15 protein-coding genes are annotated in these 10,590 nt (G+C 68.7%); 9 read left to right on the forward strand and 6 right to left on the reverse strand.

The features are described 5' to 3' along the window. Positions 1-288 precede the first annotated feature (288 nt). The 9 genes from WG209_RS24265 (at position 289) to WG209_RS24305 (ending at position 7,539) form a co-directional block, all read left to right on the forward strand. The gene (locus WG209_RS24265; protein WP_337177695.1) at positions 289-555 is read left to right on the forward strand and encodes a hypothetical protein; all 267 of its coding nucleotides are present in this window, start codon (positions 289-291) and stop codon (positions 553-555) included. Next, on the forward strand, positions 552-1,286 hold the full coding sequence (locus tag WG209_RS24270; protein WP_337177696.1) for a hypothetical protein: 735 nt from the start codon (positions 552-554) through the stop codon (positions 1,284-1,286). Before WG209_RS24265 ends, WG209_RS24270 begins: the two co-directional genes overlap by 4 nt. 37 nt (positions 1,287-1,323) lie before the next feature. Continuing rightward, the gene (locus WG209_RS24275; RefSeq protein ID WP_337177697.1) at positions 1,324-1,776 is read left to right on the forward strand and encodes a hypothetical protein; all 453 of its coding nucleotides are present in this window, start codon (positions 1,324-1,326) and stop codon (positions 1,774-1,776) included. Positions 1,777-1,848: 72 nt separating this feature from the next. Beyond that, on the forward strand, positions 1,849-2,511 hold the full coding sequence (locus WG209_RS24280) for a PH domain-containing protein (RefSeq protein WP_337177698.1): 663 nt from the start codon (positions 1,849-1,851) through the stop codon (positions 2,509-2,511). Between the two features lie 151 nt (positions 2,512-2,662). Next, positions 2,663-3,130, forward strand: a complete 468-nt coding sequence (locus tag WG209_RS24285) for a hypothetical protein (protein ID WP_337177699.1) — start codon at positions 2,663-2,665, stop codon at positions 3,128-3,130. Further along, complete coding sequence (locus WG209_RS24290; RefSeq protein ID WP_337177700.1) at positions 3,127-3,483, forward strand: transcriptional regulator; 357 nt, start codon at positions 3,127-3,129, stop codon at positions 3,481-3,483. The genes WG209_RS24285 and WG209_RS24290 overlap by 4 nt, the downstream gene beginning before the upstream one ends. A 1,487-nt stretch (positions 3,484-4,970) precedes the next feature. After that, the gene (locus WG209_RS24295; protein ID WP_337177701.1) at positions 4,971-5,795 is read left to right on the forward strand and encodes a ParA family protein; all 825 of its coding nucleotides are present in this window, start codon (positions 4,971-4,973) and stop codon (positions 5,793-5,795) included. Next, the gene (locus tag WG209_RS24300) at positions 5,792-6,700 is read left to right on the forward strand and encodes a ParB/RepB/Spo0J family partition protein (protein WP_337177702.1); all 909 of its coding nucleotides are present in this window, start codon (positions 5,792-5,794) and stop codon (positions 6,698-6,700) included. Before WG209_RS24295 ends, WG209_RS24300 begins: the two co-directional genes overlap by 4 nt. A gap of 38 nt (positions 6,701-6,738) precedes the next feature. After that, positions 6,739-7,539 (forward strand): hypothetical protein, encoded by an 801-nt coding sequence (locus WG209_RS24305; protein WP_337177703.1) that lies wholly within the window; start codon positions 6,739-6,741, stop codon positions 7,537-7,539. Positions 7,540-7,640: 101 nt separating this feature from the next. Here the strand turns inward: WG209_RS24305 and WG209_RS24310 are convergent, their stop codons facing one another. The 6 genes from WG209_RS24310 to WG209_RS24335 all read right to left on the reverse strand — a co-directional run. Next, positions 7,641-7,997 (reverse strand): hypothetical protein, encoded by a 357-nt coding sequence (locus WG209_RS24310; RefSeq protein ID WP_337177704.1) that lies wholly within the window; start codon positions 7,995-7,997, stop codon positions 7,641-7,643. A gap of 60 nt (positions 7,998-8,057) precedes the next feature. Beyond that, on the reverse strand, positions 8,058-8,426 hold the full coding sequence (locus tag WG209_RS24315) for a hypothetical protein (protein ID WP_337177705.1): 369 nt from the start codon (positions 8,424-8,426) through the stop codon (positions 8,058-8,060). A 165-nt stretch (positions 8,427-8,591) separates the two neighbouring features. Next, positions 8,592-8,876 carry a hypothetical protein gene (locus tag WG209_RS24320; RefSeq protein WP_337177706.1) on the reverse strand — a complete coding sequence of 95 codons (285 nt, stop codon included), beginning with the start codon at positions 8,874-8,876 and terminating at the stop codon, positions 8,592-8,594. Beyond that, entirely contained in the window at positions 8,873-9,670 is a 798-nt protein-coding gene (locus tag WG209_RS24325; RefSeq protein WP_337177707.1) for a hypothetical protein, read from the reverse strand. Before WG209_RS24325 ends, WG209_RS24320 begins: the two co-directional genes overlap by 4 nt. A gap of 10 nt (positions 9,671-9,680) precedes the next feature. Further along, entirely contained in the window at positions 9,681-10,037 is a 357-nt protein-coding gene (locus WG209_RS24330) for a hypothetical protein (RefSeq protein ID WP_337177708.1), read from the reverse strand. Positions 10,038-10,039: 2 nt separating this feature from the next. Continuing rightward, the coding region (locus WG209_RS24335; RefSeq protein ID WP_337177709.1) for a hypothetical protein at positions 10,040-10,590 on the reverse strand (551 nt) is incomplete at its 5' end.

Below are 10,590 nucleotides of genomic sequence, written 5' to 3' on the forward strand. Positions count from 1 at the left end.
TCTACTGTACGTTGGACCACTAGGCAATCTCTAACCGCTTGGATGAGGGGTTTTCAATCTCGCGTCGCCGGGACGCGGCGTCTCGTTGCTTCATCACGGGTTCATGTGGAGGGACGTTGCTCCGTCACGCGCCGACGAGGTGATACTACCGACTTTCCGTCGACAGTCAACACTCGTCTGCACAAACTTAGCGACATCGGTTTCTGATTGACGGCAGTTGACGCATGGTCTATGATTCGCTGCCGTCGCCATCCCACTTTCTGATAGACTCTCCGGGAGGTTCCCACCGTGCCAGCGACTCTAGAGGCTCCCGTGATGGCGAAGAAGAAGGGGATGGGCCGACCGCCCAAGCCCGAGGGTCCGGGGAAGATGGTCCGCATCGATCCGGGCTACGCCGCGAAGGCGCGCGCCGTGGCGACGGATCGGGGCATCACCATCGGCGAGTACCTGCTCAGGATCGCCGCCGACGTGATCGACCGCGATTACCTCGACCTGCTCCGGGGCCTGGAGAAGCGGACGAAGGGGGGCGCCAAGCCGACGGGGGAGCCCGAATGATCCAGCTCGGCGACATGCACCTGGCCCGCGAAATGATCCGCCAGCGGGTGGTCCTGGACGTCACCACCGACGTCCGCGTCACGCTCTCTCCCGACGGCGTCTTGCCCGAGATGCTCGCCATCGACCCGACGCTGACGGTCAACGACCTGATCCGTGGCATGCGGAACCTCTTCGAAGCCCGCAACCTGCCCTACTGGGTCGGGGCGCACGACGCCATCCTGCGCGTGATGACCGACGACCAGCTCCAGGACTGGCGGCTCTTGTCGATGACCTGGGTCCGGCTGTCCCGCCGCCTGATGGATCGAATCGTCCGGGCGGCCGGCGCGGATTCCGCCAAGTTCGTCGGGTCCATCGAATCGCTCGTCGAGACGACCGGCTGCGCCCTCGACGCCTTTCGTTCCGCGATCGGCTACGAATCGAGCGCCGACGCGGAGCGGGAAGCGCTGTGGCGAACCCGATTCGACGCGACCCTCGACGATCAGTCCGGCCCGGAGGAGGAGGCCGACGCCTACGCCTCCGCCCCGATCGAGGCGAGGGAGCGGACCATCATCGACCGCTGGTTCGCCCGGAACATGCCCCCGCTGGGCATGAAGTACACCGTGGCCTCGATCGCCCTGGACGCGTTCGACCGCTACGGCCGCCGCGCCGGCGGCGACGCGAGGGAATTGAGGACCGCCCTGCGGAAGGCGTCGGAGGCCGTGGACTTCGCCGTGGGCTTCAACGGACTGTGAGCGCCAGCCCCCTCCCCCGTCGACCGGAGCCAGGACGATGACCAATCGCATCGGGCGGATGTTCGGGGTCGGCGTGCCGCCGCTCGACGAGAACGGCATGGAGGCGACCCCCGTCCTGGGTCGGGACGAGCCCGACGCCCAGACGGCCCGCGCCCTGGCCTGGCTGGGCGACGAATGGCGGAAGGCCCGCGAGGGCCTGCGGGCCGCGATCGACCCCGACGGCGACACGCCGGAGGAGTATCGCCCGGCCCGCGCGACCCGTTGGCGGGGCGAGCTCGACCGCATCGAGCGCGAAGCCGCCCGGCTGGTGCTCCTGGAACGCTCGGCCATGTTCCGGGACGAATCCGACCCGCCGGCTGAATTCGAGCCCGTCTACCTCGAATACCAGGGCGGCCGGTCCATCTATGTCGCCCCGGGCGGCGCCCCGGATTGCCCGGTGGTCCAGTTCCACCCGCGGGAGGGCGCGGCGGTCCCCTGTCGACCATCCTAGGCAACCATGGTTGCACGCGCACCGGCCGCGCGGTACGGTCTGGAGGGTCGCCCACCAACGAGGAGATCCAACGTGCCGATCCAGGTTGCTTGTCGATGCGGCAAGACCATCACCGCCCCCGATGAATACGCGGGCCGCAAGGGCAAGTGCAAGGCGTGCGGGGAGGCCGTCGCCATCCCGGCGCCCGCGCGCCGCGCGGAGCCCGACTTCCCCCCGCCCCCTCCCAAGCCGGCGGCGGACGACTTCTCCGACCCGTTGCCTGGCGCGCCCGCCGACGAGACGCTGTACTCGGCCAGCCCGTCAATGTTCCGGAATCGGCCGGTCCAGTTCATCCTCGGTGCCGGCCTCATCGTCAGCCCGGTCGTGATGCTGCTGGTGCTCCTCGCGAAGGGGACCGAGAACACCGCCGCCTTCGGCTACTTCATCCTCTCGCTCGTCGCCTCGCCGCTGGCGATGCTGGCCTTCCTCAAGTGGTGGCTCGACTGCCGCGCCACGCGGCTCGTCATCACGAGGAAGCGCATCAGCCTCAAGCGGGGCATCCTCAGCCGCCGGCTGAACGAGGTGAGGGTCGCGGACATCCGCAACGTCCGGGTCGATCAGACCGCGTTGCAGCGACTCTTCGGCGTCGGCTCCGTCGGCGTCTCGTCGTCGGGCCAGGGCGACGTGGAGATCGAGGTCCACGGCATCCCGACCCCCCAGCGCGTGCGCGAGATCCTCGACGACCTGCGGGGCTGACCGCCCAGCCCGCCCCGTCTAGACCATCCCCGCCCCGCCCCGGCCGCCTCCCCGCGAGGTCGCCGGGGCGTTCGCGTTTCCATGCCACGGCGCGGCACGTTTTTTCGACTCCCCCATTGACCATGGTATCACGGCGTGATACTATCACGGCGTGAGATGGACGAAGGGCGAGAAGCGACGGGGGCGGGCGATGAAGGGCGACTACAGCGACGACCACCTGAAGGCCCTCCGGTCGCTGAGGCTCCCGCGCGAGCCGTCGCCGATCTTCATGGAGATCCCGCCGTTCCTGTCGCGATGGGCCGGCCTGGGCCTCACCGACCCCGACCTGCACGTCCTCCAGAACACGATCCTGAAGGACCCGGCGGCCGGGGACGTGATCCGGGGGACGAACGGGCTCCGCAAGATCCGCTTCGCCGCGCCGGGCTCCGGCCGGGGCAAGAGCGGCTCCTATCGGGTCCTGTACCTCAACGTCCCGGCCGTCGGGCGGATCGCCCTGTGGGCCGTCCTGAGCAAGACGATCGCCGACAACCTGACGAAGGCGGAGCGCGACGCCCTGGCGGGCCGCGTGGCGGAATTCCTGGCGACCCTGGCGACCCTGGAAGAAGGGAGACGACGATGAAGAAGAGGCGCGACCCCGAGGAAATCTCCCCGGAGGTCCGGGAGATGCTCGACGGGATGGATTCCGTCATCGCCGACCTCAAGGCCGGGGGGTCCATCGACAAGTACACCGTGCGGACGGCGCGGGTCGACCTGGAGCCGCGCGCCTACGGGCCCGACGAGGTCAAGGCGATGCGGGCGAGGCTCAAGGCGAGCCAGCCGCTCCTGGCGAAGTTCCTGGGCGTCAGCGTCCAGACCGTCCGCTCGTGGGAGCAGGGGACGCGGCCCGTCCCGACGATCGCGGCCCGGTTCCTGGACGAGGTCGACGCCGACCCCGGCATCTGGACGCGACGGCTCCAACCCGTCGAGAAGTGAACGGGTCGCCCCCGCCAGCTCCTCGGAAATGATGAGCGGCTCGCGGGCCTGCCCAAGGATCTTCTAGAGCAGGCCCTCCCCTCCCCCGCCGGACGACCCGACGGGTGGTCCGGAATGCGCGCATGCGGCGCGGTCCCCACTGGTAAGCTGGGGCGGGGCGCGGGATGATGGGCCGCCCTTGGTGTTAGCCGCACCATGGAGCGGAATTCGTGATATGGAAAGAGCCCGCCGGTGTTAGCCGCACCAGCGGGCTCGAAGAAGCTTCAAGGTGAGAAGCCCATGATCGCTGTGCGCGCCGGGGGTGTCAAGCCCCCACTTGAAAAGTCTGCGCCTCCACCACCGCCCCGGATCGCCTTCCAGTTCCGGGCCCTGCCTTGCGCGACGTCCGCGTCCCGCGAGATCAGCCAGTCCGCGAAGCTCCTCCACGCCGCGCTCCTCGACGCGGCCCGGCGGAAGGGCTCCTGCACCTACACCAATCGGTCGCTCGGGGCGATGATCGGCCGCTCGCCCGCGACGGTGAAGCGGCTCCTCTCCGAGCTGGAAGCCGCCGGCCTCGCCAGGCGGGATCTCGTCGCCGGTGGCCGCGTCCGCTCGGGGGTCGTCCCCTTCGCCCCGGGGGTGGCTCACTCCCGAGACGGTGGACAGACGGCCGTGGCTCAGTCCCGCCCGCCGGGTGGCTCGCCGTCGGCCCCGGGGGTGGCTCATTCCCGCTCGGCCAGTATTCAGAGCCCCATCCAGAACGACATTCCAGACGCGGCCCGTTCCTCTCTCGGGGGGGCTGAAGACGCGGCCTCTCGGGTTGCCAGCGGCCCCGAAGCGGCGGCCTACTTGCGGGCCTGCATCCAGGCCGGGCGTCGGGGCGAGCCGATGCCGCCGCCGCCGGCTTTTGCGAATTCGCAAAACGCCGCCCCCGTCGCGGGCCCCGATCCCCGTTTTCCAGATAGTTGGAACACGGGGGACGCCGCTGGCTCGGGCCCCCGTTTTGTCAATCTTGACAACACGGGCGGTGCCACCCCGCCGGATGGTGCCCCGCCGCGCCCCATCATGATTCATGACGTCCCCAGCGTGCCCCCCGTCGCGTTCACGGCGGAAGTCGGCCGGATGGTCAAGGCGCTGGGCGAACGCCTCCGTAGCGAGGACGTGGGGCGTCGGCGGGTGGGCCCGAAGAAACTCGCTCGCCAGCTCGCCGAACTGCGGAGGAGACACGCCAGGCGGGGGTGATAGTGGGCGGGACAACGACCGCGCCGCCGCGAGCTGCTCATCATTCCCGAGGAGCAAAAAGGCCGCGACGACCCGCCGCCGTGCGCGCGGTTCACGGTGAACCGGGGCCGCCAGGGTAGGGGGGGTGAGGGTCTTTCCGGAGGTCCGGTTCACGGTGAACCGGGTTCCCGGAAAACCCGCGACGCCCGGGGGCGCTTCCGCCGAAAACGACCGTGGGCGAAGCGCGCGGTTCACGGTGAACCGGCCCCGCTCCGGGAGCTTTCCGCATGCAGGTCGTGACTCTCTTGAATCTGAAAGGGGGCGTCGGAAAGACCAGCTCGACGCACCACCTTTCGGGCGCGTTGGCGCTCGGCCACGGGCTCCGAATCCTGGCGGTCGACGCGGACCCCCAAGCCTCGCTCACGCAGGGCTGGTGGGGCCCGTCCGGGACCATGGAACTCGACCCGAGGCAGACCATCTCCAGCGTGCTGGCCGGCGACATGCCGTCCCCCTCGATGGTCATCCACGAGACCGGGGTGCCGGGGCTGTCGCTGCTCCCCGGGGCGGACGCCGCCGGGTGGTACAACGACTCCCGGCCGCTTGAGTCGCCGCGCGAGGCCCGCGAGACGATCCGGGAGTTCCTGGGCGAGGTCCGCGAGGACTTCGACATGGTCCTGATCGACTGCCCCCCGAACCTGTACGGGTGCAGCTTCGCCGCGCTCGCCGCGTCGGACTGGATCGTCGTCCCCGTCCAGCCCGAGGACTACGGCAGCCAGGGCATCGCGAAGGTGCTCAACTCGCTCGACGCGGTCCGGGCGGAAGGGTACGGGGTCGACCTTCTGGGATACCTGCTGACCATGGTGCAGCCGCGACGGGCGCTCCACCGCGCCTACGAGGAGCGGCTGAGGTCGGCCTACGGCCCGCTGGTCTTCGACGCGAGGTTCCCCGAGCTGCCGGAGTTCCCCGAGGCCATCGCCGCCAGGAAGCTGATCCACCAGTACAAGCCGAAGGGCGCGGCGGCGAAGGCGACCAGGGCCGTCGCGGACGAGCTGCTGGCCCGGATCGCCGGGACGCACGGACAGGCCGTGGAAGGGAAGGAGGTGGCGGCGTGAACAAGGCCGACATGATGGCGAGCCTGGCGGCCAACCTGGACGACTCGATCGGCCTGAACCGGAGGCCCGGGGCGGCCGGCGGCGTCAGCCCGAGGGCGATCCCCGCCGACCAGGTGGGGCGGGAGCGGGCGAAGAACGTGTGGTCGATCGACGTCGACCGGATCGTCCCCGACCCGGACCAGCCCCGCAAGGACTTCGACCCGGACGCCCTCTCGCGACTGGCCGAGTCGCTGAGGGAGAAAGGCCAACTCCAGCCCATCCAGGTGCGGTGGGACGCGACGGCGGAGAAGTTCGTGGTCCTGATGGGCGAACGCCGGTGGCGGGCGGCGCGGGAGGCCGGGATGAAGTCGCTGGCCTGCGTGGTCCGGGACGCGCCCCTGTCCGACGCCGAGAAGCTGTCGCTCCAGCTCGTCGAGAACTGCCTGCGCGAAGACCTCGCGCCGGTGGAGCAGGCCAGGGCGTTTCGGTCCCTCATGGACTGCGAGGGCCTGTCGGCCGATCAACTGGCCGGCAAGCTGTCCATCTCCAAGGCGTCCGTGATCAAGGCGTTGTCCCTGCTCAGCCTCCCCGAGTCGGTCCAGGGTCGGGTCGACAGCGGAGACCTGCCGCAGTCGACCGCCTACGAGATTTCGAAGCTGGAGGACCCGGCCGACCAGATCCGGCTCGCGACGGCGGCGGTGGAGCAGGGGCTCACGCGCGCCGACGTGGCGAAGCAGACGCGGAGCAGGGGGCCGGCGAAAAAGGCGGGGAAGAAGCTTCCGACGGCCCGGGTGTTCAAGGTAGGCTCGTACCGCATCGAGATCAGCCGCAAGGCTGGGGTCGTCCCCATTGAGGCGCTGGCGGCATTACGAGACGCCGTCGCGAATCTGGAGGCGGAGATCGGCGAAGTGGCTGACGCTGCCTAAGCGTATCTCAAGCGAACAACGCTCATCCGGAGAATAGCATGGCCAGACTCTTGTTAAGGGGCGCACTGGGCGCGATGCTAGGAGCTGTGACTGGCGTTGCTCTTTACTATGCCGCGATGATACTGAATCCCGAGGCGTCGACGTCCGGCCTGAGCGGCGTCCCAGAGAGGTCCACGGTGCCGATTGGCATGCGAGTGGACTACGATCCGAACAAACCATCAGCACAGGATCTCAATTCAGTCGCTCAACAGGTTGTCATGAATGAGATCCATCTGAAGGCAAGCGAACGGTCTAACAATCCAAACATGCTGGTATTTCACCCAGAGGATTTCAAGGAAGCGATAGAGTTTGTGAACGTCATCCCAGACCCGGCGAAACGCGAGCAAGTCTTGAGTCACTGCTTCCTGCAAAATCTCCGCTACGCCCCAATATACGCTCAAGGACGAGTACCTAATTACGAAGATTGGAAGGGTGTACTCGAAGGATTCATTGAGCAGATTCAATCGCCTGCAAATCGGTTTGAAGCCCTAATGAAGATCCAAGGGCATCTCAGTCCGGAGGACTCATTGCCTTACTGGGAAGAGGCCAAAAAGGTAGCGTTGGGGATGATGCAAAGCGAAGCTCCTGAAGAGTCCGACGAGGGATCTTATCTTGCCCTCGCCTGGGCTGGAATCCTGGCCGTCGTCGGATTCGTTCTGGCGGGTTTTATCCAGCCTTGCATCGAATCAGTGGGAGAGACCCTCGGAAGCGCAATCGCCAACAAGCTCAATATCTCGCGAGTTTTTCCAACCTCAAACCAGCCGATCGACGACGCGGTCGCTGGTGGTCCAACGACCTGACGTCGTAAACTTTCAGCGGCGCAAGCAGCCAGCGTCCGACGCCGATGCGTTTCACGCCGATTGTATCGACGTGAAATCATATGCAAACATAAGGACCGTTATCAGACGTTGGGCGGGGGCGGGGAGGAGGGATCTACGGCCTTCGCCGCCGTCTCCGCCGCCTTCCTGGTCTTGTGCTCGGACAGCAGCTCCAGCCCGCCGCCTGGCGAGTGGCGCGCCACGGTCCAGCCGCCGGGCGACTTGACGACGTGGACCTTGGGGGGCGCGGCCGCCGCCAGCCGCGCGTGCTCCTCCTCGACCAGGGCCCGGACGGTCGCCGAGACGCCGGAGAGGCCGGGCCGGGCCGCCTCGATCGCCTTCAGCATCTCCAGGTGGGCGTCGGACAGCCCCACCGTCCGCAGCTTGTTCACCCGCCCCGCGTAGCGGTCCTGCTTCGCCTTCTTGGCCTCGTCCGGCATCGGAGCCCCCTCCCCTCCCCCGATCGGGCCGCCGGACCATCCGACGGCCCCCGCGTCGCCTCACCCGGCCAGCCGGGCGACCCAGGCGAGGCAGTCGGCCTTGTGCTCCTCGACCTCCTCCAGGTCCCACAGGTCGTCGCTCTCGCCCCCGTCCGTGTCGCGGAACCGGACGGCGATGGCCTTGTCGGTCGGCTCCAGCCGCGAGGCCGGGACGTGCTTGGTGTCCTCGTACTCCTCGCCGTCCTCCACCCCGGTGTACTCCACCAGCACGTCGGCCACCACCCGGTAGCGGTGGGCGATGTCCGGCCGGTAGATGGTCCGGGTCGCCCGGGTCATCTCCCGGGCGGCGGCGACGGCGGCGGCGATGAAGGCCTCGCGGTCGGTCTCGGCGTTGATGGCTCGCAGCGGGCTGATGGTCGCGGTCGTCATCGTCTCGTCCCCCTTTAGGCGTCCCTCCGTCCCTCGTCCCCACAACCAGATAGTACACTCACAGCACGCTCACGTCAAGCCCCATCCCGGATTTCCTCGGCGCATGAAAAAACCCCGGCCGAGGCCGGGGCGATGGGGCGAGACGGTCGCGTCGGTCGTCGGTCGTCAGCCGCCAACGGGCCGGCCGTCGGCCTTCACGCATTCGAGGCACTCGACCATGACCACGTCGCGATCCAGCCTCGCGCACCGCCGCGCGCAGCCGCAGCCCTCGGACCACGGGCCGGCGTGGGGGCACTCGCGGGCCAGCTTTAGGAGGGTCATGTGGGGGTTGGGCGCGGGGTGGGCGGGGGGCTCGCCCGATTCCATCGCGGCCAGCCTATGCCGAGCATGGGCCCTCACGACGGGGTCGGGGTCGTCGAGCTTGCTCGCAAAGAACTCGCGGATGCTCATATGCTCAACACCACAGTCCCGCCGACGGGGTCGTAGCCGGAAACCGTCGCCAACGCGCCCGACGCGAAGAGTCCGCGGCACGAAGAATACGCGAGCGCCCCGTCGGAAGCGTGCCCCGGGTTGTCGGTGCAATCCGAAGGGTAGAAGACCCCCGACTCGACCTTGGAATCAAACCACCTTTGCACGGAGACGGTCCCGTTGGCGTTGATCTGGTAGTCGTAGCGGTATCGGTACGTCTGGCCGCCGTCGACTCGGACGCACTTGACCCCGGACGGGTTGGGGTCCGGGACCAGCTTGAAGACCGACTCGGCCTCCCCGACGCAATAAAAGGTCTTGGTCGTCGGGCTGACTTGCGTCCACGTCCCGAAACGGTCGGTCAGCGTCAGGACGCGCGGCAGGACGCGGATCGGGTCGCCGGCGCACGTCGCGTTGCTGGCGGCGCAGAGCCAGGCCGGGTCGATCGTCGAGGTCATGACGTAGAGCCCGGCGGCCGTCGTCGCCGACCCGAACGTCAGCGAATGCCCGCCGCCCGTCGAGACGTCGTAGGGAGGCACCCATCCGTAATACGTCCCCGTCGCGGGGGCGCAGAGCGTGGCCCGCCCCGTCGCGTCCGTGACCCCCGAGTCCAGCAGGACGGACCGCGTCGAATTCGTGTAGAGTTCGACGGGCACGCCCGCCTTGGCGGCGTTGCCGCCGAACCCGATCCCGGTCGCGCAGAAGAACACCTGGATCGAGACGCACTTGCCCGCCGGCGTCGTCTCGCACCCGCACCCCGGGCATGGATCGAAGAGCATCGGCCGGCCCTCAGCTGCATGACGCGGAGACGAGCCAGTAATCCCCGGCGATCCACGACACCTTGACCACGCGGTTGACCGGCAGCGGGGCGGGCATGGTCATGTCGTTGAAGCACTGGACCTCGGGCCCGTCGACCCAGGCCCCGGCCGTGTCCTTGAACCGCAGCCGGACCTTGCCGGTCGAGCTGGGGACGTCCCAGGTCCCGGACGGGATCGCGACCGTCACCCGCGCCCGCTGGTTGCCGGGGTTGTAGGCGGGGCGGGCCGACGCGCGGCCGGACGCGTCGGCGACGGGGAGCCCCTCGATCCGCTGGACCGCCGTCTTGATGCGCTGTCCGGCGCGGGCCGAGAAACGGGCGTGGGCCACGGTCAAGCCTCCTCGGGAGGGGGTTCGGGCGTCCCCCGGCTGAACAGGTCCGTCGGCAGGCCGAGCCCCGCGAAGTCGACCTCCGGGTACACGTCGTACACGTCGTACACGGGGTCGTCGCTGGGCCCGAGCCTGGCCCCGTCGGCCTTGAGGGCGTAGGGCGACGAGACGGGGGCGTTGTCGACCATGATGGCCTTGAGCTGGCCGCCCACCTTCTCGCGGAGCCCCGCGTTGAGCAGGACCGCCGACCAGCCGGGGCGGATGAGGACGTCGTCGCCGCCGTCGTCCACCGAGATGGGCGGCTTGAACGCGAACTGGTATTCGACGGCCCACCCGTAGCCGCCGACGTCGTCCAGCCACTGGAGGTCGGCCGTGATGTCCTTGCAGAGGACGGAGCCGGCCGGGAAGCCCATCCACGGGACGGAGTTGATGCGGCCCTTGTAGACGTCGAGCCACGCCTCGTCGAACTCGCGGGCCAGCCGGGAGACGACGGCGATCGGCGTGGACAGGGGAATCACCACGCCGGACTCGTAGGGCTCGCCGGCCGCGTTAA

The organism is Paludisphaera sp. (assembly GCF_037189885.1).
Classification (GTDB): Bacteria; Planctomycetota; Planctomycetia; order Isosphaerales; family Isosphaeraceae; genus Paludisphaera.

What these genes read in the sequence shown, in the direction of transcription:
- WG209_RS24270 (WP_337177696.1), top strand. Translation starts at nt 552, where the DNA reads ATGATCCAGCTCGGCGACATGCACCTGGCCCGCGAAATGATCCGCCAG.
- WG209_RS24275 (WP_337177697.1), top strand. Translation starts at nt 1,324, where the DNA reads ATGACCAATCGCATCGGGCGGATGTTCGGGGTCGGCGTGCCGCCGCTC.
- WG209_RS24290 (WP_337177700.1), top strand. Translation starts at nt 3,127, where the DNA reads ATGAAGAAGAGGCGCGACCCCGAGGAAATCTCCCCGGAGGTCCGGGAG.
- WG209_RS24295 (WP_337177701.1), top strand. Translation starts at nt 4,971, where the DNA reads ATGCAGGTCGTGACTCTCTTGAATCTGAAAGGGGGCGTCGGAAAGACC.
- WG209_RS24305 (WP_337177703.1), top strand. Translation starts at nt 6,739, where the DNA reads ATGGCCAGACTCTTGTTAAGGGGCGCACTGGGCGCGATGCTAGGAGCT.
- WG209_RS24310 (WP_337177704.1), bottom strand. Translation starts at nt 7,997, where the DNA reads ATGCCGGACGAGGCCAAGAAGGCGAAGCAGGACCGCTACGCGGGGCGG.
- WG209_RS24315 (WP_337177705.1), bottom strand. Translation starts at nt 8,426, where the DNA reads ATGACGACCGCGACCATCAGCCCGCTGCGAGCCATCAACGCCGAGACC.
- WG209_RS24320 (WP_337177706.1), bottom strand. Translation starts at nt 8,876, where the DNA reads ATGAGCATCCGCGAGTTCTTTGCGAGCAAGCTCGACGACCCCGACCCC.
- WG209_RS24325 (WP_337177707.1), bottom strand. Translation starts at nt 9,670, where the DNA reads ATGCTCTTCGATCCATGCCCGGGGTGCGGGTGCGAGACGACGCCGGCG.